The sequence below is a fragment of the Ruminiclostridium hungatei genome, assembly GCF_002051585.1.
Lineage (GTDB): Bacteria > Bacillota > Clostridia > Acetivibrionales > DSM-1351 > Ruminiclostridium > Ruminiclostridium hungatei.
On sequence record NZ_MZGX01000031.1, the window covers coordinates 32,902 to 57,263 of the forward strand.

Annotated in this window: 25 protein-coding genes and 1 pseudogene; all 26 read left to right on the top strand. The window is 44.7% G+C overall.

Annotated features, from left to right (window positions below):
• Positions 1-39 precede the first annotated feature (39 nt).
• A complete protein-coding gene (gene cysT / locus CLHUN_RS19010) occupies positions 40-891 on the top strand; it encodes a sulfate ABC transporter permease subunit CysT (protein ID WP_080066209.1) in 852 nt (283 codons plus the stop codon).
• A gap of 38 nt (positions 892-929) precedes the next feature.
• Complete coding sequence (gene cysW / locus CLHUN_RS19015) at positions 930-1,808, top strand: sulfate ABC transporter permease subunit CysW (protein WP_080066210.1); 879 nt, start codon at positions 930-932, stop codon at positions 1,806-1,808.
• Between the two features lie 63 nt (positions 1,809-1,871).
• On the top strand, positions 1,872-2,945 hold the full coding sequence (locus CLHUN_RS19020; RefSeq protein WP_080066212.1) for a sulfate/molybdate ABC transporter ATP-binding protein: 1,074 nt from the start codon (positions 1,872-1,874) through the stop codon (positions 2,943-2,945).
• Between the two features lie 52 nt (positions 2,946-2,997).
• Positions 2,998-4,197: an ROK family protein gene (locus tag CLHUN_RS19025; protein ID WP_080066213.1), complete on the top strand. Its 1,200-nt coding sequence runs from the start codon at positions 2,998-3,000 to the stop codon at positions 4,195-4,197.
• A 46-nt stretch (positions 4,198-4,243) separates the two neighbouring features.
• On the top strand, positions 4,244-4,960 hold the full coding sequence (locus tag CLHUN_RS19030) for a phosphoadenylyl-sulfate reductase (protein ID WP_080066215.1): 717 nt from the start codon (positions 4,244-4,246) through the stop codon (positions 4,958-4,960).
• A gap of 69 nt (positions 4,961-5,029) precedes the next feature.
• Complete coding sequence (cysD, locus tag CLHUN_RS19035; protein ID WP_080066216.1) at positions 5,030-5,911, top strand: sulfate adenylyltransferase subunit CysD; 882 nt, start codon at positions 5,030-5,032, stop codon at positions 5,909-5,911.
• Positions 5,912-7,720, top strand: a complete 1,809-nt coding sequence (locus CLHUN_RS19040; RefSeq protein ID WP_080066218.1) for a GTP-binding protein — start codon at positions 5,912-5,914, stop codon at positions 7,718-7,720. It begins immediately after the preceding gene.
• 25 nt (positions 7,721-7,745) lie between these two features.
• The gene (gene thiS / locus CLHUN_RS19045; RefSeq protein WP_080066220.1) at positions 7,746-7,976 is read left to right on the top strand and encodes a sulfur carrier protein ThiS; all 231 of its coding nucleotides are present in this window, start codon (positions 7,746-7,748) and stop codon (positions 7,974-7,976) included.
• The gene (locus tag CLHUN_RS19050; protein ID WP_080066221.1) at positions 7,973-8,788 is read left to right on the top strand and encodes a HesA/MoeB/ThiF family protein; all 816 of its coding nucleotides are present in this window, start codon (positions 7,973-7,975) and stop codon (positions 8,786-8,788) included. The genes thiS and CLHUN_RS19050 overlap by 4 nt, the downstream gene beginning before the upstream one ends.
• A 57-nt stretch (positions 8,789-8,845) precedes the next feature.
• Positions 8,846-9,262: a M67 family metallopeptidase gene (locus tag CLHUN_RS19055; RefSeq protein ID WP_080066222.1), complete on the top strand. Its 417-nt coding sequence runs from the start codon at positions 8,846-8,848 to the stop codon at positions 9,260-9,262.
• Between the two features lie 150 nt (positions 9,263-9,412).
• A complete protein-coding gene (locus tag CLHUN_RS19060; protein WP_080066267.1) occupies positions 9,413-10,279 on the top strand; it encodes a 4Fe-4S binding protein in 867 nt (288 codons plus the stop codon).
• Between the two features lie 29 nt (positions 10,280-10,308).
• On the top strand, positions 10,309-10,557 hold the full coding sequence (locus tag CLHUN_RS19065; protein WP_080066223.1) for a sulfurtransferase TusA family protein: 249 nt from the start codon (positions 10,309-10,311) through the stop codon (positions 10,555-10,557).
• 45 nt (positions 10,558-10,602) lie between these two features.
• Positions 10,603-11,835, top strand: a complete 1,233-nt coding sequence (locus CLHUN_RS19070) for an O-acetylhomoserine aminocarboxypropyltransferase/cysteine synthase family protein (RefSeq protein WP_080066224.1) — start codon at positions 10,603-10,605, stop codon at positions 11,833-11,835.
• A 16-nt stretch (positions 11,836-11,851) separates the two neighbouring features.
• Positions 11,852-12,766, top strand: a pseudogene (locus CLHUN_RS19075) (NAD(P)/FAD-dependent oxidoreductase); the annotation flags it as partial.
• Between the two features lie 156 nt (positions 12,767-12,922).
• A complete protein-coding gene (hemA, locus tag CLHUN_RS19080; RefSeq protein WP_080066227.1) occupies positions 12,923-13,990 on the top strand; it encodes a glutamyl-tRNA reductase in 1,068 nt (355 codons plus the stop codon).
• A 3-nt stretch (positions 13,991-13,993) separates the two neighbouring features.
• Positions 13,994-14,632: a precorrin-2 dehydrogenase/sirohydrochlorin ferrochelatase family protein gene (locus CLHUN_RS19085; RefSeq protein WP_080066229.1), complete on the top strand. Its 639-nt coding sequence runs from the start codon at positions 13,994-13,996 to the stop codon at positions 14,630-14,632.
• A gap of 75 nt (positions 14,633-14,707) precedes the next feature.
• Positions 14,708-15,607, top strand: coding sequence for a hydroxymethylbilane synthase (gene hemC / locus CLHUN_RS19090; protein ID WP_080066231.1), 900 nt, complete (start codon positions 14,708-14,710; stop codon positions 15,605-15,607).
• Positions 15,608-15,648: 41 nt separating this feature from the next.
• Positions 15,649-17,196: a uroporphyrinogen-III C-methyltransferase gene (gene cobA, locus CLHUN_RS19095; RefSeq protein ID WP_080066234.1), complete on the top strand. Its 1,548-nt coding sequence runs from the start codon at positions 15,649-15,651 to the stop codon at positions 17,194-17,196.
• Positions 17,197-17,232: 36 nt separating this feature from the next.
• Positions 17,233-18,201 carry a porphobilinogen synthase gene (gene hemB, locus CLHUN_RS19100; protein ID WP_080066236.1) on the top strand — a complete coding sequence of 323 codons (969 nt, stop codon included), beginning with the start codon at positions 17,233-17,235 and terminating at the stop codon, positions 18,199-18,201.
• A 15-nt stretch (positions 18,202-18,216) separates the two neighbouring features.
• Entirely contained in the window at positions 18,217-19,509 is a 1,293-nt protein-coding gene (gene hemL, locus CLHUN_RS19105) for a glutamate-1-semialdehyde 2,1-aminomutase (protein WP_080066237.1), read from the top strand.
• Between the two features lie 240 nt (positions 19,510-19,749).
• On the top strand, positions 19,750-20,298 hold the full coding sequence (locus tag CLHUN_RS19110) for a sigma-70 family RNA polymerase sigma factor (RefSeq protein WP_080066239.1): 549 nt from the start codon (positions 19,750-19,752) through the stop codon (positions 20,296-20,298).
• Complete coding sequence (locus CLHUN_RS19115) at positions 20,273-20,578, top strand: DUF5345 family protein (protein ID WP_080066240.1); 306 nt, start codon at positions 20,273-20,275, stop codon at positions 20,576-20,578. The genes CLHUN_RS19110 and CLHUN_RS19115 overlap by 26 nt, the downstream gene beginning before the upstream one ends.
• Positions 20,565-20,795: a hypothetical protein gene (locus CLHUN_RS19120; RefSeq protein WP_080066241.1), complete on the top strand. Its 231-nt coding sequence runs from the start codon at positions 20,565-20,567 to the stop codon at positions 20,793-20,795. The genes CLHUN_RS19115 and CLHUN_RS19120 overlap by 14 nt, the downstream gene beginning before the upstream one ends.
• On the top strand, positions 20,779-21,492 hold the full coding sequence (locus CLHUN_RS19125) for an ABC transporter ATP-binding protein (protein WP_080066242.1): 714 nt from the start codon (positions 20,779-20,781) through the stop codon (positions 21,490-21,492). The genes CLHUN_RS19120 and CLHUN_RS19125 overlap by 17 nt, the downstream gene beginning before the upstream one ends.
• Complete coding sequence (locus tag CLHUN_RS19130; protein WP_080066243.1) at positions 21,485-23,080, top strand: putative ABC transporter permease subunit; 1,596 nt, start codon at positions 21,485-21,487, stop codon at positions 23,078-23,080. The genes CLHUN_RS19125 and CLHUN_RS19130 overlap by 8 nt, the downstream gene beginning before the upstream one ends.
• Before the next feature lie 332 nt (positions 23,081-23,412).
• Positions 23,413-24,258: a ModD protein gene (modD, locus tag CLHUN_RS19135; RefSeq protein ID WP_080066244.1), complete on the top strand. Its 846-nt coding sequence runs from the start codon at positions 23,413-23,415 to the stop codon at positions 24,256-24,258.
• Positions 24,259-24,362 lie beyond the last annotated feature (104 nt).

Sequence of the window (24,362 nt, forward strand, 5' to 3'; positions counted from 1 at the left end):
AGAGTCAGAATCCCTTAAGGAATTAAATCCGAGGTGAATATGAATCTTAGCATAAAGCCCATAAAACTTAAACAACAAAGCGTTATACCCGGCTTTGGACTGACCATGGGAATAACCATTCTATACATAACCCTTCTGATTTTAATTCCGGTTGCCATGGTATTTGTAAATAGCTCGACACTTGGCCTGAAAAGTTTTTGGGAGATTGCGGCAAGTCCCAGGGTGCTGGCTTCACTCAGGGTATCCTTTGGAACGGCTTTTCTGGCCGCTTCCATAAATGCAGTTTTTGGACTGTTGATGGCCTGGGTGCTGGAACGCTATTCCTTCCCCGGAAAAAAGCTCATAGACGGCCTCATAGATTTGCCATTTGCACTGCCCACGGCGGTGGCGGGTATATCCCTTACCACGCTTTATGCGCCAAACGGCTGGCTGGGAAGGCTTTTTGAACCCCTTGGAATTAAAATTTCCTATACGCCTCTGGGAATAACGGTTGCCTTGATATTTATAAGCTTTCCCTTTGTTATAAGGACGGTTCAGCCTGTCCTTCACAGTTTTGACACCGAGGTTGAGGAAGCGGCGGCCTGTCTGGGAGCAAGCAGGTTTCAGACCTTCAGAAAGATAATAATTCCGGAACTGCTGCCGGCACTTATAACGGGCTTTGCACTTTCCTTTGCAAGAGCTCTGGGCGAATATGGCTCGGTAGTGTTCATTTCAGGCAATATGCCCATGAAGACTGAAATTACACCCTTATTAATCAGAACAAAGCTCGAGCAGTACGACTACTCCGGCGGAACAGCAGTTGCAGCAATCATGCTGATAATATCCTTTGCCATGCTGCTGGTAATAAACTTATTTCAGTGGTGGGCGGGAAACAGGCATAAAATGCGGTAAATCTGATTTCTTACTATAAATAAAATTGGAGGGGACATATGGCAGGAAGCATACCGTTAAAAACAAAATATTCCAATGAAATCAATGCTCGGAAAAAACCGTCCGGAGATTCAAAATTGGTCAGAATAGTTCTTATTGCCATAGCAGTACTGTTTTTTGTGATTATGCTGCTGGTTCCTCTGATATCGGTCTTTGTGAAGGCCTTTGAACAGGGGACAAAGGTATACCTGGCAGCAATAAGCGACCCTATAGCCTTATCGGCCATAAAGCTGACACTGCTGACCATAGCAATTGTTGTACCTGTAAACACAATATTCGGAATTATTGCAGCCTGGGCGGTCTCAAAATTCAAATTCAAGGGAAAAAATATTCTTATTACCATAATCGATCTGCCCTTTGCCATTTCACCGGTTGTTGCAGGACTGATATTCGTTTTGCTGTTCAGCACAAGTCACGGTCTTCTGGCTCCGGTATTGAACGAGCTTGGACTGAAGATTATTTTTGCGCCTCCCGGGATTATATTGGCCACACTGTTCGTAACACTTCCATTTGTTGCAAGGGAACTGATTCCTCTCATGGAATCCCAGGGAACTGCCGAGGAGGAAGCAGCCCTTACCTTGGGTGCAAGCGGCTTCAAAACCTTCTGGCTTATAACTCTTCCCAATATAAAATGGGCGCTTTTATATGGAATAATGCTGACTGCTGCCAGGGCCGCCGGGGAATTCGGAGCCGTATCCGTGGTATCCGGGCACATCAGAGGCTTGACCAATACAGTTCCCCTTCACGTTGAGATACTGTATAACGAGTATAAGTTTTCTGCTGCTTTTGCAGTTGCCTCGTTGTTAACCGTGATTGCAATTATCAATCTGATAATCAAAAACATATCAGATTGGAAAATAAGCCAGCAATTCAAATAGCCGGAACAGCAGAGAGAGCTTCAAACTGATTTTAGTGCGTGAAATACGCAGAGGGGAGATTATATGAGCATAGAAATTTCTAATATTTCAAAAACCTTTGATTCATTCAAGGCTCTCAGCAACATTGATCTGAAAATAAATACCGGTGAGCTGGTGGCATTGCTCGGACCGTCAGGTTCCGGTAAAACTACCTTGCTAAGGATAATTGCAGGCTTGGAAACCTCAGATGCCGGAAACATCATATTTGACGGAGAAGATAATACCGAAAAGAGTACCCAGGACAGAAAGGTGGGTTTTGTTTTTCAGCATTATGCCCTGTTCAAGCATATGACGGTTTTTGAAAACATAGCCTTCGGACTGAAGGTAAGGCCTTCCAAACTCAGGCCGGGCAAGGAGTATATCGAAAAAAAGGTGCATGAGCTGCTGGCCCTTGTAAAAATGGAGGAGCTGGCAAAGCGCTACCCCTCACAGTTGTCGGGAGGACAGCGTCAAAGGATAGCCCTGGCAAGGGCACTTGCAGTGGAACCGAAGGTGCTGCTGCTGGATGAGCCCTTTGGAGCACTGGATGCAAAAGTGCGAAAAGACCTTCGAAGATGGCTCAGAAAGCTTCATGACGAGTACCCTATAACAAGCGTGTTTGTGACCCATGACCAGGAGGAAGCCCTTGATGTGGCAGACAGGATCGTAATTCTCAATCAAGGCAGGATAGAACAGATAGGTACACCGGAAGAAGTATACGACAATCCGGCAAATCCATTTGTATATAATTTTCTCGGCAATGTAAACCTGTTTCATGGAAGGGTTCATAACGGAAAAATCGAACTTGGGGGCTTGAAGCTTGACGTTCCGGAAAACACTGAGGCAGGAGACAGGGATGTTATAAGCTATATCAGGCCACATGATATTGAAATAAGTCTTGAACCTGCAGAAAACGGATTCATAGCCGCGGCTATCATATTTATACGGGCAGTAGGTCCAATAGTAAACCTTGAAATGAAAAGAATTGATACAGGGGACTACATTGAGGTTGAAATCAGCAAGGAGATATATAAAAAGCTGCAGCTTAAGGAAAAGCAGACAGTATATGTCAAACCGAAGGATTTCAAAGTTTTCATTCCGGAGGATTATATAATATAGACATTTTTTTTGAAAGCTTTTAACTAATTTGGTAAAAAGTCGGGTGTTGCGTATGAGTATTAAGAACCTTTTCAGTGAATTGTCCGTGGAATCAAAGAATATTTTCCGCCTGGTGCTGCATAATCAGGCAGCAACTAAATCAGACCTGTCTGAGCTTTCTGAAATGAAGCTGACAAGTTTGAGAAGAATGATGCAGCCTCTTGAAGAAATCAGCCTGCTGACCAGGGCTGAAATAGGGGAATCCACCGGAGGCAGAAGACCGGTGCTGTTTGATGTTAATCCTGCAAAATATTATATTGTGGGAATTGATATATCAAGGACCTATACACAGTTGGTAATTACAAATTTGAAAATGCAGCCCATAAAAAAGTTCAGATTTGAAATGAATACGGAGTCCACTCCAAAATTGACTCTGAGCTTAATACTAAGCTGGATAAAAGAGGTCCAGGAAAAAATTATAAAGCAAAACGGAAAAATCATCGGAATGGGCATCGGTACCGTAGGCCCTCTGGACAGAAAAAACGGTATGATTCTCAATCCCGAAAAGTTTGAAGCTCCGGGGTGGGAAAACATACCGCTCAAGTCCATCTTTGAAAAAAGGCTGGGAATACCGGTTGTTATTGATAATGGAGCAAATGCGGCAGTTTTGGCGGAAACATATTATGGAATAGGCAAGGGCATCAGAAATGTCATCTACATTAACTGCGGTGTGGGTATAAGGACCGGCCTGATTTCATCGGGTGTATTTGTAAGGAATATAAATGACTCTGAAGACGCTTTTGCCCATATGATGATCTATGCCGACGGGAACAAATGCTCCTGCGGCAACAGTGGCTGTATTGAGTCCTACTGCTCCATATTCACAATAACTGAAAGGTATAAAAGCCTGAAAAGCAGGGTTTCACAGCAGGATTTTGAAAAGATAGCCTTTACTGATATTTGTAATGCCGCGGCTAGCGGTGACGGGGTTGCTCTCAAGGTAATTCAGGAATCGGCAGAAATTATGGGCGATGGGCTCTCAAATATGATAAAGCTTCTGAATCCTGGAATTGTCATTTTAAGCGGGCCGCTTATAAAACACTCCGGAATATTTTATGAAAAATGTACTGAAACTGCTCTGGAAAAATGCCGGGCTCACGGTGACAAGAAAATATTTTTCAGCAACGGAGGCTTTTTCAATAGTAGCGCCATAGCTGTGGGAGCGGCTGCCATGGTGCTTGAGAGCTTTTTGGACAATAGGGCCTTAAATTGACAAGCTTTTATCAGCCACAAAAATAAAGAAAGGTGGAAGAAATGAAATGGAAAAATTTGATTTGAAGGCGTTGAATGATCAATATTCAAGTGCGACCGACGTTGTTAAATATTCACTTGAAAAGCTGGGAACCTCCAAGGTTGCACTGGCTTCCAGTCTTTCTATTGAAGACCAGGTACTTACTCATATGCTTCTGGAGCTTGACCCCAAGGCCAGGATTTTTGTAATTGATACCGGCAGGCATTTTCAGAAGACCTATGATTTGATGGAGCAGACAATGCTCAGGTATAAGTTCAATTACGAGGTGTATGCACCGGAGAGCAAAGACCTGGAAGAAACAGTTTCCAGGCTGGGGCCGAATTTCTTTTACGAAAGCGTGGAGCTCAGGAAGAAGTGCTGCGAGATCAGAAAGGTAAAGCCCTTGAAAAGGGTTTTGAGTACGGTTGACGGTTGGATATGCGGTCTGAGAAGAGACCAGTCCCCCACACGTCAGGACATGCATATTTTCGAATGGGACGACGGGAATTCAATATATAAGATTAATCCCATTGTTCACTGGTCTGAGGAGCAGGTGTGGGAGTATATCAAGGCAAACAATATTCCATACAGCCACCTTTACAATACGGGCTTCCGAAGCATTGGCTGCGAGCCCTGTACCAGGGCGGTACAGCCGGGACAGGACATACGCAGCGGTAGATGGTGGTGGGAAGATCCGGACAAAAAGGAATGCGGACTCCATCTGGGAGGACACAAGCCTGCCTGAAATGTCATAGGTCAACGACCGGTTTTCAACTATATTGGTACGCAATGGAAGCGTAGATTGGAGATAATTATGAATCATTTGGATAAATTGGAGGCTCAGAGTGTTTACATACTCAGAGAAGCATACAGGGAATTCAAGAATATTTGCATGCTCTGGTCCATAGGAAAGGACAGCACTGTACTTTTATGGCTTGCCAGAAAGGCCTTTTTCGGACATGTGCCCATACCCCTGGTACATATAGACACACACTATAAAATTCCTGAAATGATCCAATACAGGGATGACCTGGCCTTAAAGTGGAAGCTGACCATGGTCTACGGTGAAAACACCCAGGCCCTGGCTGAGAAAAGGACCTTTCCGGACGGAAAGGCGGACAGAATCACCTGCTGCCAGAATCTTAAGTCGGAGGCCTTGAAAAATACCCTGTCAGGAGAATGGAACAGATATGTAATGAACCACAGTACTGGAAAATACATTCAGGATACAAACAGGGAGAAATATACCGGAGTTATAGTCGGAGTAAGGGCGGACGAAGAAGGCAGCCGTTCAAAGGAAAGATATTTTTCACCCAGGGACAAGGAAAATGACTGGGATGTGGGAGATCAGCCCCCTGAATTCTGGAATCAGTTCAAGACGGATTTTGCACCCGGCACCCACATAAGAATACATCCCTTGCTGGACTGGACCGAGCTGAATATATGGGAATACATTGAACGGGAGAATATTCCCATAACCTCACTGTACTTTGACAGGGGAGACGGAAAGCGCTACAGGTCGCTGGGCTGCTATCCTTGCACCACTCCGGTGGATTCCACCTCAAAGAACGTAAGTGATATCATCGAGGAATTGAAAAGCGGCAAATTTGCAAATATTGCCGAAAGATCAGGCCGCGCCCAGGACAAGGATGACGGCGGCGGACTTGAAACTCTGCGCAGGGGAGGATACATGTAAATGGAAAACAGAGAACAGATGAACATAGTAATAGTAGGGCATGTGGATCACGGTAAAAGCACCGTAATAGGAAGACTCCTGGCAGATACCGATTCCTTGCCCGAAGGTAAGCTGGAAGCTGTAAAGGAATACTGCAAAAAGAATTCCAGGCCCTTTGAGTACGCGTTTCTGCTGGATGCCCTGAAGGATGAACAGGCCCAGGGAATAACCATTGACACTGCGCGCTGCTTTTTTAAAACCGGAAAGAGGGACTATATAATCATAGATGCACCCGGCCACATTGAATTTCTCAAAAACATGGTAACAGGAGCTTCAAGAGCTGAGGCCGCCCTGCTTGTAATTGACGCAAAGGAAGGCATCAGGGAAAATTCAAAACGCCACGGTCATATTGTTTCCATGCTTGGAATCAAACAGGTGGTTGTGCTGGTAAATAAAATGGATCTTGTGGATTTTGACAGCGATGTATTTAATTCCATAAAGTCTGAATTTACCGAATTCCTTACAAAAATAAATATAAAGCCCTTGAATTTCATACCAATAAGCGCATTTAACGGTGACAACATAGCAGCCGCTTCGGAAAATACCTTGTGGTATGAGGGACCTACCGTGCTGGCGCAATTGGACGGGTTTGCAAATAAAAAGGAAAATCGTGAGCTTCCTTTCCGTATGCCGGTACAGGATATATACAAGTTTACAGAGGAAAATGACGACAGAAGAATTGTAGCCGGAACTGTCCTGAGCGGGAATGTAAAAGCCGGTGATGAAGTGGTTTTCCTGCCCTCTCAAAAGAAAAGCATTATAAGCAGCATTGAGAGCTTTAACACTGCGCCTGCCGAAACTGCATATGCCGACCAGGCTGTAGGTTTTACACTGAAAACCCAGATATACATAAAGCCCGGAGAGCTCATGGTAAGGACAAATGAACCGCTGCCAGTGCTCAGTTCACGTTTCAGAGTCAATATTTTCTGGGTGGGACACGTACCCTTGATAAAAAACAGGAACTACAAGCTGAAAATAGGCACTATGAGAATTTCAGTCAAGCTGGTTGAGATTCTCAATATAATTGATGCAGCCGAGCTGAATATTGACACCTTTAAGGACCAGGTGGAAAGACACGATGTAGCCGAATGTATTCTGGAAACAGCAAAGCCCATTGCCTTTGACGCCATATCGGACCTGGAGCTGACAGGCAGATTTGTTATGGTTGACAATTATGAAATTTCAGGCGGAGGAATTATTCTGGAGGGAGTATCCGACAGCGAAAACAGTCTTGTTGAACATATCAGGGATAGGGAATTTCTCTGGGAAAAGAGTCTTATTTCACCGGCTGAAAGAGAAGAAAACTACGGCCACAAATCAAAATTTGTAATTATAACCACAGGCAGTGAAGATAATGAAAAGACTATTCAGGCCGTGGCAAAGAACCTGGAAAACAAATTGTTTAAAATGAACTACAAGGCCTATTATCTGGGCGTATCAAGCCTGCTGAACGGGCTTGCCTCTGAAGGCGCAACCGATTCCGGTTCAAGAGAAAACCAGATTAAACAGATTGGTGAGCTTGCAAGGATATTTACAGATGCAGGACAGATATTCATAACCTCTGTTTTCAACCTGGACGACTATGAGGCTGAAAAGCTGAAATTATTGAACCAGCCAAATGAAATAATAGTTGTAAATATAGGTGAATCTCCCTTTAACAGCTTTAAGCCTGAGGAGAATATATCCGGGGGAAGTCCTGTTGATGAAACGGTAGAATCGGTATGCAGGCTGCTTCAGCAGCAGGAAATCATTCTTGACTACTATATATAGTAAATATAAAAATGGAGGTATGAACATGAAGATTCAAGCCAATGGAAAAGAAGTGGTTCTGGAAAAGGAACTGACCGTAAAGGAGCTGTTGAGCTTTCAAAAGGTTGAAATGCAGGATTACGTTACAGTACAAATCAATGATGAATTTGTAAACAGAGACGACTTTGAAACCCTGCTGGTAAAGGACGGAGATGTGGTAGAATTCCTTTACTTTATGGGCGGAGGCTGCATGGCAGCAGAACGGAGGTTAGTGTGAGTTTTTCAAATGAACAGCTTGAAAGGTATTCAAGACATATTATACTAAAGGAAGTAGGGGTGAAGGGGCAAAAGAAGCTTCTGAACTCCAAGGTGCTCATAATCGGAACCGGCGGACTGGGCGCACCGGCTGCCATGTTTTTGGCTGCCGCAGGAGTTGGAAACATCGGGCTGGTGGACTTTGATGCGGTTGAGCTTTCCAACCTGCAAAGGCAGATCATACATCTTACCAGGGATGTTGGAAAGCCCAAGGTTATATCAGGCATGGAGACCATCAATGAGATGAACCCTGATGTGGAGGTGACAACCTACAAGGAGTGGGTCAGCTCGGAAAATATCAGTGACATTATAAAGGATAAGGACTATGATTTTATTATAGACGGGACAGACAATTTTCCTGCCAAGTTTTTAATAAATGACGCGTGCGTTCTCACTCAAAAACCCTTCTCCCATGCAGGAATAATCAGATTCCAGGGGCAGACCATGACATATGTTCCGGGGCAGGGCCCATGCTACAGGTGTGTCTTTTTGAATCCGCCGCCGCCCGATGCTGTTCCAACCTGCAAGCAGGCCGGCGTACTTGGGGTAATGGGGGGAATCATCGGAACCATACAGGCCACCGAAGCCATAAAATACATACTTGGTGTTGGAGAACTGCTCACCGGACAGCTTTTGACCTATGATTCACTGAAAATGGAATTCAGAAAAATAAAACTGCCCCATAATAAAAATTGTCAGGTATGTGGAGAGAATCCAACCATTAAAACCTTGATAGATTATGAACAGGCGGTTTGCGAACTAAAGCAATCATAAATTTAACATAAAACATGCTGCATGTCATGTTCCGTTCAAAGAAAGTAGGTGCTATAATTGATTGTAATTACTGAAAAGCAATACCGGGATATCCTTGAGCATTCAAAAAAGACATATCCCAATGAGTCCTGCGGCCTTTTGGGCGGCATTATTGAAAATGAGACCAGATATGTAAAAAAGGTATATATGCTTACCAATATGGACAACAGTCCCGAGCATTTTTCAATGGACCCGGGTGAACAGTTCGGAGCAGTAAAGGATATGAGAAGCAACGGCTGGCTTATGCTTGGAAATTTCCACAGCCATCCGGAATCACCTGCCCGTCCCTCGGAGGAGGATAAAAGATTGGCCTTTGATCCCAATGCCAGCTATATGATAATTTCCTTGCTGGACGAGGAAAACATAGTTATTAAAAGCTTTAATATAAAAGGTGATCAGATTTTTGAAGAAAAATTAATAACAGTAAGTGAATAGTTCCGGCAGTTTGCCTTGCAGCAAAGGACCTGTTCATAAAAAAGAGAAGACAAGGTTGAAAGAAGTTTTGAAGCAAATAAAAATGTTGCACCGATTCCATGCCGTGACTTTCATGGAGTTTTGTGCGAGAGGGGAGGCATGGAAATAAATATGGCACAGGTAGATTACAAGGAGTTAAAAAAGGGCGGCTTCATGCGCCAGAAGCAAAAGGACAATTTTTCCCTGAGATTGGGAATTATCGGAGGTCAGATTGAGGCCGACCAGCTTTTGAAGGTGCACGAGATTGCAAAAAAATATGGGCATGGCTATGTACATATGACTTCAAGGCAAAGTATAGAAATTCCGTTCATTAAGCTAGAAGATGTGGAGAGTGTTAAAAAAGAGCTGGCAGAAGCAAAGCTTCAGCCGGGGGTGTGCGGTCCCAGGGTCAGAACCATTACCGCATGCCAGGGCAGTGAGGTCTGTCCTAACGGAGTTATTGATTCAACGAAGCTTGCCTATGAGTTTGACAGCCATTATCACGGAAGGGAGCTGCCACACAAATTCAAGTTTGGCATAACCGCCTGCTGCAACAACTGTCTGAAGGCGGAGGAAAATGATGTGGGAGTTAAAGGCGGACAGAAAGTAAACTGGGTGGAGAATAAGTGTACCTTTTGCGGACTTTGTGAAGCGGTATGCCGTGAAAAAGCCATCACCGTTGACAAATCCGGGAAAAAACTCCTGTTCAATGAGGAGGCCTGCAACTACTGCGGCCGTTGTGTGAAAGCCTGCCCCACAGAGGCCTGGGAGGGCAAGAGCGGCTTTGTTTTATACTTCGGAGGACTGTTCGGCAACAGGATTGCAATAGGGAAAAAACTACTGCCCATAATTTTCTCCACTGAGGATTTGTTCAAGGTAGTGGATGCAACCTTGAAATTCTATGAAACTCACGGCAAGGCCAGTGAGCGTTTCAGAAATACCGTTGACAGGGTCGGCTGGGAACTGCTGGAAAAAGAAGTGGCAGGTGTATTGCAGTAAAAAGTAAAAATGTAGAGCTGGAGGTTGTCATGGAAATAAAAGCAGATGATTTTGTTGATATAACGGATGTAGTGTGTCCAATAACTTTTGTAAAGGCAAAGGTGGCAATTGAAGAATTGGAGGACGGGCAGATTCTTGAGGTCAGAATGAACGAGGGAGAACCCATTCAAAATGTTCCCAGAAGCTTTAAGGATGAAGGACACAAGGTATTGAACGTGATTAACAATGAAGACGGAACCTTTACCGTGTTTGTTGAAAAGGGCGGACTGGAAGGCTGATGCATAAAAGCGTTTGGTTTTGAGCATCCGTCCTATGGAGGATATATGAGATTTAATACTGCACTTTTGCACGGTGAGTTTGGTGCGGACGGCAAAACAGGAGCTACCACCACTCCAATCTATCAGTCGTCCGCTTTTGAACAGGAAACCGCTGAAAAACTGGAAAATGTTTTTAATGGCCGTGAGCCGGGTTTTATATACACAAGAATCGGCAATCCCACTATTGATGCCTTTGAAAGAAGGATTTCCTTCCTGGAAGGCGGCACAGGTGCCGTGGCCTGCGCATCCGGAATGTCCGCCGCCACTCTTGCCCTCCTTAATATAGTAAGAAGCGGTGAGGAAATAGTTTCCGGCAGCGGCATATTCGGAGGCACCTATTCCCTGTTTGGCTGTCTGGAGGACCTGGGGATTGTTACAAGATATGCAGGGGACAATTCCGCCCGGTCTTTTCGGGAAAATATCAATGAAAAAACCAGGGCTATTTACATTGAGACCATCGGAAATCCCAAGCTGGATGTATATGATATAAAAGAACTGGCGGAACTGGCACACAGTCACGGTATTCCTCTGATAGTGGACAATACCGTAACCACTCCCTATCTGGTAAAGCCTTTGAGCCTGGGAGCGGATATTGTCATCCACTCAACTTCAAAGTATATAAACGGCAGCGGAAATTCCATCGGAGGAATAATTATAGATGGCGGCAGGTTCAAATGGGACTTTGAAAAATATCCGTCTCTGAAGCCCTATAAGAAATTTGGGAACTTTACATACCTTGCCAAACTGAGAAAGACCATCTTCAAGGATTTTGGAGCCTGCATGTCGCCGTTCAATGCATACCTGAGCAGCCTTGGTCTTGAAACCATGGCCTTGAGACTGGACCGGTTGTGCAGCAATGCCCTGCAGTTGGCAAAGGTACTGGAAACTCATTCAAAGATCAAGGCGGTGAACTATCCGGGGCTGGAAAGCTCAGAGTACCACCCGGTGGCAGCCGCACAATTCGGAGATAAATTTGGAGCCATCCTTACCATAAGAGTAGGTTCCAGGGAAAACGCCTTCAAGCTTATTAACGATTTAAAATATGCATATAATCTGTCAAATATCGGAGATGTAAGAACTCTGGTCATACATCCTGCCTCAACTATTTACGCCACCAATTCTCCTGTGGAAATGGAAAGAATGGGTGTCTATGAAGACCTGATAAGAATCAGCGTGGGTATTGAGGATTTGGAAGATATAATAGCTGATTTTGAACAGGCTCTGGATAAGCTGAACTGAGCAGGAAACGCAATTTAATGAGATGGAGGGGTATATGCTTTACGATGTGATTATTGTGGGGAAGGGGCCGGCAGGATTATCGGCAGCACTGTATACTACACGGGCCAATTTAAAGACACTTGTCATAGGAAAAGACAGCAGCGAGCTTCTAAAGGCCCATAAAATTGAAAATTATTTCGGTTTTTCCCATGCCGTCAGCGGCAGGGAACTGCTGGAGGCAGGGGAGGCTCAGGCCCGCAGGCTTGGCGCCGGGATTATTTGTGAAGAAGTGCTGGGAATAAATCAGAAAGAGGATTTTGAAGTTATAACCTCTGAGGCTGTTTATACCGGCAGAATGGTGCTGCTTGCCACAGGCCAGCCGCAAAAGAAGCTGCATATAGAGGGCCTGAAGGCTTTGGAAGGAGCCGGAGTGAGCTACTGTACAACCTGCGACGGTTTCTTCTACAGGAACCTGAAGGTGGGAGTTCTGGGAAACAAGGCTTTTGCAATTCACGAAGCAGAAGAACTTGAGCCCTTTACCAAGGATATTACGGTTTATACCAACGGTAAGGAACTTGAATACAGCGGTGACTATGAGAAGCTTCGCAGCAAGTTCAGGATAGTGGAGAAGCCTGTTCAGAAACTGGAGGGGAAGGACTTCCTGGAAAGCATATATTTCGCTGACGGAACCTCTGAAAAACTGGATGGACTTTTTATAGCCAACGAAAGTGCATCCAGTGTGGATTTTGCAAGGAAGCTGGGAGTATTGACAGAGGGTGCGTCCATTGTTGCAGACCAGGATCAGAAAACCAACATTAAAGGCTTATTTGCAGCAGGTGACTGTACCGGAGGCTTTAAGCAGGTTTCTACTGCCGTGGGACAGGGTGCTGTGGCAGCTAGAAAGATAATTGAGCTGGCCAGGGAAAAGGCCCGGCAATTGGAAGTAAAATAGATTTATTATTTTAAATAAATGAAGAAAGCCATTAATTTTATTTATAATTAGTATTATAATTGTTCTATTGGTGATTAGGAGTATTTATACTTTTAATCATCAATGGCTTTTATTTTATATGCTTTTTTATAACAACTTATGACAGGGTGAATTTGTATGAAAATATATGTTATCGGACTGAATTATAAAACCACTCCGATTGAAATACGGGAAAAGTTCAGTGTGAATACGGAAGAATGCGGTGAAATACTGTGCGAGCTCAAGAGAGCTGAGGGTGTATCCGAGTGTGCCCTGCTTTCCACCTGCAACCGGACTGAATTGCATATCTATTCTGAGAATATGCTGCTTCAGACGTCAAAAATTGAAGAATACTTTTGCCGTCTGAAAGGAATGGACATATATCAGATTAAGAAGTATTTTTATGTATATGAAGGTATAAACGCCATACACCACATAATCAAGGTTGCTTCAGGCATGGATTCAATGCTGCTTGGAGAAGATCAGATATTGGGGCAGTTCAAAAGGGCATATGAAATATCCATGAAGCACGGTACAAGCAGGGCTGTTTTAAATACGCTTTCAAGACTTGCCGTAACGTCCTCTAAAAAAATCAAAACCAGAAATTTGCTGCTGGGAAAGGCAGCATCTTTTGCTGCACAGGCCGGACAGCTCATTGATCTGCTCTTTGAGGATATGGCACAGAGGTCTGTTTTGATTATAGGCTCCGGTGAGATAGCAGGAACTGTTGTAAACCGGCTTACTGAAATGGGTATGAAAAATATAAGCATGACCAGCCGGGACAAGGCCTCCATGGGTAAAAACAGCGTTGATAACGGCAGGACAAGGCTCATAGATTATAATGACCGGTATGCTTATATCGATAGCAGCGATGTTGTGATAGGTGCAACCTCAAGCCCCCATTATACTTTGACTATGGATATGCTGGAAGCAAATATGAAAGACCCGGATAAAAAACATGTTTTTATTGATCTGGCCGTACCCAGGGATTTTGACGAAGCCATAGCCCGGCTTGAGAACGCCGAGCTTTTTAACATCGACCAGTTGAAGGAGTTTGCAAGGGTAAAAAAAGGTCAGGTTCCCTTTGATTATAAATTTATTGCTCAACAGATTGAAAATCATACGGAAGAGTTTATAAGATGGTTTGAAAACAGGTATTCCTATCAGGGAATCAGCAAAATACCGGCAGTTAATTGGAGGGAATGAGTTATGGCAGTGTTTCCCATGTATGTGGACCTGAAGGATAAGGAATGCCTGGTAGTTGGCGGCGGTGAGGTGGCGGCCAGAAAGATTGAACTGCTGCTGAGGTTTGAAGCCGGCATAACTGTTGTTGCACCCGAAATATGCCCTTCTGTTTCAGAACTTGTAAAAGAGAGCAACATAAAATATATACAGGACAGGTACAGCACAAAAATGCTTGAGGGTATTTTTCTGGTGATTGCGGCAACCTCTTCAAAGTCAGTAAATGAAATGGTTTTCAGAGATGCTGTTGAAAGAAAGCTTCCGGTAAATGTGGTTGATGCTCCTGAATTATGTACTTTTATATTTCCGTCGGTTATAAAGAGGGGAGATTTGACCATAGGGATTTCTACCTCCGGGGCGTATCCCGCCCTGTCAAAACGGCTGAGAGTCATGGCAGAAGAACTGTTTACCGAGGAATATTCACAAATGGTTGAATTGCTTGCAGGTTACAGAAGCAGAATCAGAAGCAGCGGTTTGACCGGGGCTGAGAAGGAAAAGCTGTTGAATATTGTTCTGGATGACCTTTATTCCGGGGGGAATATTACCCCGGAGGCTTTGAAAGCAATACTTCAAGTATATTATAATAAATATGGCTTGATGGAATAGTAAAATAATTAATTTATATATGTTCATAGCTTTTTAATTGTTTTTAACTTACTGTTGATGGAGGCTGGCTGGAAAATGAAAAATATCATAAGAGTCGGAACAAGGGAAAGTGCGCTGGCGCTGGCTCAAAGCAGGCTGGTTGTGAGCCTCCTGAGCGGAAGATACCCCCAACTTGAATTTGAACTTGTGGGCATGAAAACCAGGGGCGATGTTTTATTGGATACAAGGCTGGACCTCATAGGTGGAAAAGGACTTTTTGTAAACGAAATCGAGAATGCACTTATTGAAGGCAGGTTGGATATGGCTGTCCACAGCATGAAGGATATGCCTGCCGTTATGCCGGAGCAGTTGATTTTAGCTGCAGTTTCGGAAAGGGAAGATCCCAGGGATGCCTTGATAACCATGAACGGAAAAGGACTGGATTCACTGCCGCAGGGTTCTGTAGTTGGGACCAGCAGTATAAGGCGGGAGGTTCAGCTCATGAGCCTGAGGCCCGATATCAGGGTTAAACAGCTCAGAGGGAATGTGCTTACCAGGCTGGATAAACTGGCCGCCGGTGAATATGATGCCATAGTTCTTGCAGCCGCAGGAATGAAAAGGCTGGGGCTTTCGGAGAGATGTACCCATTATTTCAGGGCGGAGGATATGATTCCCGCCATTGGACAGGGGATTCTTGGCATCCAGGTCAGGAAGGGCGGAGAGCTTCAAGCGCTGGTTGAGTCCATAAACTGCGGCGACTCCTGGCTTGCATTGGAGGCGGAGAGAAGGTATATGCTCCGGCTTAACGGCGGCTGCACCACACCCATTGCCGCCCATGCCGTAATCAGCGGAGACAGCATGAAGATAACGGGGATGCTTTGGGACGGCAGCAGGATAATCAGGGCGGCTGCAGAAGGAGACAAGCAGCAGGCGGCTCAACTTGGAGAAAGGCTTGCTGATATGGTGCTTGATAGGACAAAGTGCAATTCAGATTAAATATTGCACTACAGTTTAAATTATCCGTTTTGGAGGAAAATATGGCTGGCAAGGTATATATAATAGGAGTTGGTCCCGGTGATTACAAGCTTCTGACTTTAAAGGCGGCAGAAGCAATCAGAAAATCAGAAGTCATAGTATATGACAGGCTTATAGACAGCAAAGTACTGAGCTTTGCCGGTCCGGGTGCGGAATTTGTAAATGTGGGAAAGCAGCCCCGGCATCACAGGGTACCTCAGAAGGAAATAAACAAAATACTTTTAAAATATGCAATGGAGGGAAAAACCGTAGCCAGGGTCAAGGGGGGCGATCCGTTTCTGTTTGGCCGGGGCGGGGAGGAATGCCACTGCCTGCAGCAAAACGGGATTGAGTTTGAGGTTGTTCCCGGGATTACTTCGGCGATTGCAGTACCTGCATATGCGGGGATTCCTGTAACACACAGGGAGCATGCCTCTTCCCTTCATATCATAACCGGACATCAGGCGGCTTTTGGTGAAGGCGATGCTGTTAATGAAATCGACGGCGACAAGGATAGTGAAAGCCTGATTTCCTGTGATTTTAAAGCTTTGGCACTGCAGGAGGGGACACTGATTTTTCTTATGGGGGTTAAAAATCTCAAAGAGATAACCACAGGTCTTATAAGTGCCGGTAAACCCTCACAAACACCTGCGGCTGTCATAGAAAACGGAACCAGGCCGGAGCAGAGAACTGTATTTGGAACACTTTCGGATATTCATGACATATGCAGCCGGGAAGCTGTGAAATCACCTGCGGTAATAGTTATAGGACAGGTGGCCGCTCCTGAACGGAATCTGGCATGGTATGGAAAGGAACTTCTTTCCGGTAAAAGAATAGTGGTAACCAGACCGGCAGACCAGTCTGAAAAACTCGTCAGAGGTCTTGAAAGCCTTGGTGCTCATGTGACTGAATTTCCGGTAATTCACACCTCCGGACTTCAGGATTCAGGACCGCTGGATTTTGCTGTTGACAATATTGACCGGTATAGCTGGCTGGTTTTTACCAGCAGCAACGGTGCAGAGTTTTTTTTCAAGCAACTGCGGAAGCTGAAAAAGGATATAAGAAGCCTGAAGGACCTGAAGCTGGCCGCTGTGGGTACGGCAACAGAGGAAACCTTGAATTCCCATGGCTTATATTCCGACTATATTCCCGGGGATTTCACAGGCGGGCAATTGCTTGAAGGACTGCTGAAACAGTTGAACAGCAGGGATAAAGTACTGCTGGTAAATTCCGAACTGGCGCGGCCGGAACTGGCAGAAGGCTTGAAGGCCAATGGAATGAACTTTGAACAGGTATCAGCATATACCACGGGCGTTAACAATCTGAAGGACAAGCTGGAGTTTTTGCTTCCCGAAGTAGAAAAGGCTGACTATATTACCTTTACCAGTCCTTCCTCCATAAAGGCCTTTATCTCCATAATGGGAAAAGACAAGGTTGAAAGGCTTAAGGGCCGTTTCATATGCATAGGGCCTGTTACTGCCGCTGCCGCCGAAGAAGAAGGCTTGGAGGCTGAGATTTCAGCCACCCATAACTCTGAAGGAATAATCAATAAAATAATTGAGCTTTCATAAGGCAGCAGGAATAATTATTTTCACCAGGAGGTAAAAATGGAACTGGCAAAAAGACCAAGAAGACTCAGAACCAGTGAGGGTATAAGAAAGCTGGCAAGAGAGACGAGCTTAAACATTGATGACTTTATTTATCCCATGTTCGTTGTTGAAGGCAGCGGTATTGAAAAGGAAATTCCCTCCATGCCGGGTATAATGCATTACTCAGTGGACAGGCTGCTTCGGGAACTGGAAAATGTACAAAAAGCCGGTATACCTGGTGTAATACTGTTTGGAATTCCTGATGAAAAGGACGAGACAGGAACAGGAGCCTTCTTAAGTGACGGAATAGTTCAAAAGGCACTCAGGGAAGCCAAAAAGAGGTATCCAGAGCTGCTGTTTTCAGCGGATTTGTGCCTGTGTGAATATACCAGCCATGGACATTGCGGAATAATCAAGGATGAAAAAATTGATAATGATCTTACCCTGGATATATTGGCAAGAGCTGCAGTAAGCCTGGCAGAAGCAGGAGCGGATATAATCGCGCCTTCGGATATGATGGACGGAAGGGTTGGGGTTATCAGAAAGGCTCTTGACAGCCAGGCCTTTACCGACAGGGCAATAATGGCCTACAGTGTAAAATATGCCTCCTCCTTCTACGGACCTTTCAGGGATGCTGCGGGCTCCACTCCTGCCTTCGGTGACAGGAAAACCTATCAGATGGATTATCACGGAAGAAAGGAAGCCATGAGGGAAATTGAGCTGGACATAGCTGAGGGTGCGGACATAATCATGGTGAAACCGGCACTCGCATACCTGGACATTTTGCACCAGGCAGCCACAAGGTTTGATTACCCGCTGGCAGCCTATAATGTAAGCGGTGAATACTGCATGATAAAAGCTGCAGCCCAAAAGGGCTGGATTGACGAAAGGGGTGCTGCTCTGGAGGCGTTGACCGCTATAAAAAGAGCAGGTGCCCAGATAATCATCAGCTACTTTGCAAAGGATGCGGCACTCTGGTTAAAATAAGGAGACAATTGACAAATGAATAATTTTTTTAAGTCAAAGGAAGTATTTGATAAATCCTGCAAGCTGATGCCGGGCGGTGTTAACAGCCCTGTAAGGGCATACCGCTCCGTGGGGCTTGTACCTCCCGTTGTTAAAAAGGGCAAAGGTTCCAGAATATTTGATTTGGACGGAAATGAGTACATTGACTACGTGTGCTCCTGGGGCCCCATGATTCTGGGACACGCCCATCCCCAGGTCATCGGAGCAATAAAAGCTGCTGCGGAAAATGGAACCAGCTTTGGAGCACCTACAGAAAATGAATTGCTGCTTGCGGAGCTTATATCCGATGCAATACCTTCAATGGAGATGCTGAGGCTGGTAAGCTCGGGCACCGAGGCGGCAATGAGTGCAATACGGGCAGCCAGAGGCTATACCGGGCGTGATCTGGTGGTGAAGTTTGAAGGCTGCTATCACGGTCACAGCGACGGTTTGCTGGTCAAGGCCGGGTCAGGAGCATTAACGGCAGGTGTACCTGACAGTGCGGGAATTCCTGCGGATTATTCAAAAAATACTATTGTTGCAGAATATAATAATATTGAAGGCCTGGAGCAGCTATTCAAAAACGCTGGAAACAACATTGCGGCTGTTATAATTGAGCCGGTGGCAGCAAACATGGGACTGGTCCTGCCGGAAACTGATTTTCTCAAGGAGCTGAGGAGCTTGACCGGACGTTATGGCTCCCTTCTGATATTTGATGAAGTGATAACAGGTTTCCGGATGGCCTATGGGGGTGCCCAGGAGCTATTCGGCATCAAACCCGATCTTACGGTGCTTGGGAAAATCATAGGCGGAGGAATGCCTGTGGGTGCATATGGAGGAAGAAGAGAAATAATGGAAAAGGTTGCTCCCCTGGGCCCCGTGTATCAGGCAGGTACTCTGTCCGGGAATCCGGTTGCTGTTGCGGCGGGAATAAGCACCTTGAGCATCATAAAAAATACGGAGGATTTTTACCGCCGTCTGGACCAGCTTGGCCAATCGCTTCAGGAGGCTTATGAGCAGGCCGCTTCAAGCTGTGGCATTGATATAACCATAAACAGGCTGGGCTCTCTTATGAGTGTATTTTTTACCGGACAACGGGTGGCTGACTATGACACTGCCCTGAAATCAGATTTGAACAGATTTAAAAAATACTTTTCCCTGATGCTTGAGGAGGGTATTTATATAGCACCGTCACAGTTTGAAGCTTTGTTCATATCCTATTCTCATACGGAAGCAGATATGGAAAAAACACGAGCTGCCATAAAAAAGGTATTCTCCCGGCTCCAGTGACTAGTCCGGGAGGTTAAGAGTGGATGTTTCCGGGCCGGCATGGTCGCCTGCCCTGTGAAATATGCACTTTTTTTATTGTCAGAGAGTATGAATTTTCATTGGGCTCACAGGGCCTTGCATTGTAAGGGTCATTCAAGATGGCTTTTCAGGTGTTATTTAAATATTTCTTAGCAAAAGTGAACAAAATCAATACAGTATAAGTATAACAAACAGACGGGCATGAAACGGGGGTGAATTTGTTTGGGGGATGGGATACAATACCTGATCCGCAGTGCCAGGCAGGGGAACAGGCATGCTATGGCACAACTGCTGAAGGAAAACTATGAAACGGTATACAAATACTGCCTTAAATTAACCTTTAGCAGGGAGGAGGCTCAGGACATCACTCAGGAGGCCATGGCAAAGGCTGTGGAAAAGATATGTCTTTATGATGGAGAGAAATCGGCCTTCAGTACCTGGCTTGTAACTATTGCCAGAAACCTGTGGCTTACCGGACTTAAAAGAAAAAAGCTGTTTGAGAGCTACTGCAGTACGCTTGCTTTACCGGAGGGTTTTGATAATGAAATCGACAGGCTTTTTAACAATGAAGATCTGATTAAGGCTGTCAACAACCTTTCCCAAAAGCTGAAAGCACCTGTTATTTTAAAATATAATCTTGATTATTCCTATGAGGCTATAGCTAAAACCCTGGACATACCCCTGGGAACTGTGAAGTCGAGAATTTCAAACGCATTGAAAAGTATGGGAAAGGAGCTGGATGGCGATGGACGAGGAAAAAAGAATTACTGACGGTTTAAAGGAAATATCGGAGAAAATTGATGCTATGGATATCTCCACTCCTGATTTAATGTCTCTGATGAATTTTATTTCAGACAGGCAGGCAAGCGTTGCCGCAAAAAATAACAAGCATATGGCAATTTTCAGTTGTACGGCTCTGGCGGTCATATCCTCTCTGGCAGTCCTGTTTCAACTGTCTGCCCTGGCTTTTGCCATAGTTCAGGGTTTGCTTGTTACAGTACCGGCTGTTCTGCTTTTAATTAAAAGGGGGAAAAGGAATGAGCTTACATGATTTCTTAAATAATCCGCCTGTGTGGCTGGTGTTTTTGGTGGTACTGCTTGTATTCTGTCAGGGGATATGGATATTCAGGGATGCACAGAGAAGGGGCAGATTTCCATGGTTTTGGGGTATCTGGGGCATATCCAGCTTTCCTCTGCCGCTGATTGTTTATTTTTTTGCGGTTATAAGAAAAGATAGAAAGGAAATAAAAAATGCTGAAAATAGATAAGCTGTCGAAAACATATAAGAACGGTAAAAAAGCGGTGGATAATCTGTCTTTTGAAGTAGCTCCGGGAGATATATTCGGCTTCATAGGCCATAATGGTGCGGGTAAAACAACAACCATAAAGTGTGCCGCCGGACTTTTGGAATTTACTGAGGGAGAGATTTATATTGACGGGAATTCAATTAAAACCCGGGATATGGAATGTAAAAGGCTTATTGCATATATTCCGGATAATCCCGACCTGTATGAAAACCTGACCGGCATACAGTATCTTAATTTTATTTCGGATATATTCGGAATTTCAAAAAGTGAAAGAGAAAATTCCATTAAAAAATATGCTCAGGCATTTGAAATCACCTCAAGCCTTGGAGATATTATAGGTGCATATTCTCACGGCATGAAGCAGAAGCTTGCTCTCATATCCGCCTTCATCCACAAGCCCAGGCTTCTTATTCTGGATGAACCCTTTGTAGGACTTGACCCAAAGGCCTCCCACATATTAAAGGGGTTTATGCGGGAACTGTGCGACAATGGAGGCGCCATATTCTTTTCAACACATGTACTTGAGGTGGCTGAAAAGCTTTGCAATAAAATAGGCATAATAAAGGACGGAAAGCTTATAGCCTGCGGAAGGACAGATGAAGTCAAGGGTGACAGCTCTCTGGAAGAATTATTTTTGGAGTTGATTGAAAATGAATAATACTGTGTTGCTGATAAGAGTCCAATTAATAAACTCGCTGGGAATCAATAAATTGCTGAAAGGTTCCACAAGCAAGGAAAAAGTCAAGTCGGGACTGTTTGTGGGGCTGATGTTTTTCGTGGCCGTTATGGTTTTTATACAAATGAGTGCCTATGCCTGGATTATATCTGATTTTCTGGAAAAGTATAAAGCCATGGATGTGCTTATAATTGCAGGTACGGCACTTTCACTGCTGGTTTGCCTGTTCATGTCCATATATAAGGCCTCCGGCTATTTGTTTACATTTAAGGATTTTGATTTGCTCATGTCGCTGCCCCTGTCTGTCAGAGCAATATTAGCAGCCAAGCTGTTCATGCTTGCCGTGTCGAATATGGGCCTGTCGGTGCTCCTGGGTTTTCCGTATTTCATGGTATATGGCATCAGAACCTCAGCCGGAGCAATATTTTATTTTCTTGCGGTTATCTTGCTGATATTGTCAAGCCTGCTGCCGTTAACCATAGGTTCTCTGATATCTTTGGGGCTTGGAAAGGTGTCCGGCAAATCAAAACGTACAAATCTTATAATGATAGTTGGTTCGTTTTTGTTTCTGCTGCTGTTTATGCTGGGCATGTTATCCATAAATTCACTGACTGCTGCAAATCTCAAAGATATTGCAGAGAGTATTGAAAGCTTAAAAATGGTATATTACCCCTTCGGACTGATAACCCGTACACTTGCCGGGCTGAGCCTGACAGCCCTGCTGCTCTTCTGCGGGATATCAATTGCAGTTTTTGCGGTTTTTGTCCTGCTGTTTTCACGGAGTTTTAAGGCAACAAATACAAAAATGCAGGAAAAATATAAAGCCTCGGATTTTAAGATGACGGAACTCCGGGTGCAGAGCATTCCCCGGGCATTGCTTAAAAAAGAGCTCAGTCACTACTTTTCATCCTATGTATATGTTTTAAATACTGGCTTCGGAGCTGTTATGATGCTGCTTGCGGTAGTCATGTTTATCATTAACAGGGAAAAGCTTCCCCAGATGTTGTCGGTATTTCCCGTTAAGATATCGGAGGCTTTCCTGGTAACACTGACAATGGCGGCTTGTGTTTCACTCACGTGCACAACGGCCCCGTCCATTTCATTGGAGGGCAGGAAGCTTTGGATAATCAGGACACTGCCCTTGACGGCACAAGACATTTTTAAAGGGAAAATATGCCTGAACCTTGTTGTGGCTGTACCTGTGCTGCTGTTAAGCGTGACGGTGCTTGCTGCCGTTTTCAGGCTGTCTGTGTGGGAGTACCTGCTGTCGGTGGGACTGGGCTGCGCCTACAGTATATTCATTGCCGTGACAGGGCTGATAATCAATCTTCATTTTCCCAAACTGGAGTGGACTACCCAGACTGCGGCGGTGAAGCAGAGCGCAAGTGTGATGCTTGCCATTTTCACAGGCTTCCTGTCCGTAATTTTACCCATTGTCATGCTGGTGCTGCTTAAGCCTTCGGATATTGTTGTTTTCCAACTGCTCTGGCTTGCTGTAACTGTGATTGTGGACTTTGGTGCCTATAGGTATCTGAGCGGAACAGGTGCTGCTCTGTTTAGGACCTTGTAAATTTCAGCTTTTTCATATATGGATATTCGGTATTGCAGGCATTGGGACAGTAGAGGAGGACATAAGGCTTTGTATGGAGGTGTAGCTTTGGAATGAAACAAAGTACCTCAATAATAGATTATGTAAAACGGTAGCAAAAAGGTCATACCGGTGCGGAAGGAGAAGTGGAAAATGCAGCCAAAGGGTTTATTGAAGGCAGCTTGATATCCACGGACCCGGTTTGTCACGAACACAGTCATTCAGATGAATGGGGTCACTGGCTTTTGACATACGGGTGTAAAGGATGTATGATTTAAATGTATAATATTTACATTTAAGGAAGGAGGAAGAAATTGTTCTACACAGCGGATGAAACTCTGGACAGGTTTATCAAGGAAGATCTGCCCTATATTGATTTAACTTCTCTGGTTCTGGAAATAGGAGACCAAAACGGAAGAATATGTTTTACTTCAAGGGAACACGCAATCATATGCGGAAGCGAAGAAGTTATTAGAATATTTAACAAGCTTGGAGCTGAAACGGTAGGGTTTTCACCTTCCGGAACCTGTGTCAGCCCGGGGGAAACCTTTCTTGAAGCCCGGGGCAGGGCGGAATGCCTGCATATGGCCTGGAAGGTATCAATGAATATACTTGAGTATTATTCAGGTATAGCGACCAGAACCAGAAAGCTTGTGGACAGGGTAAAGGCTGTCAGTCCAAAAACAGAGCTGGTTACTACCCGGAAGCTGTTTCCGGGAACAAAGGAGCTTGCGGTTAAGGCGGTTGTGGCAGGCGGTGGACTGCCTCACAGGCTGGGCTTATCTGAGACCATATTGATATTCAAACAGCACTTGAATTTCATGGGAGGGATTGATGGACTCCTAAGCCGAATGGAGGCTGTCAAAGCCAGGGCCTGCGAAAAGAAAGTGATTGTGGAAACCGAATGCGAAGCAGATGCCATAAAGCTTTGCAGGGCAGGTGCCGATGGCATACAGTTTGATAAAATTCCGCCTGTGGAACTTGGAGAATTAGTACAAAAGCTCAGAGTCATCAATTCAAACATACTTTTGATTGCAACCGGCGGTATAAATGATGCAAATGTTGAGGAATACGCTAAAACCGGAGTGAATTCCATTTCCACCTCATGGATTTATTCCGGAAGACCTGTAGATATTGGAGTTGACATAAATATCGTATAGCAGTAATGCCTTATTTACTGTTATTGCAAAATGCTGATATAAAACATTACTGTGTTAAATAAAAAATTATAACCTACAAAACTGGTAAGCCTTCCGGAATTATA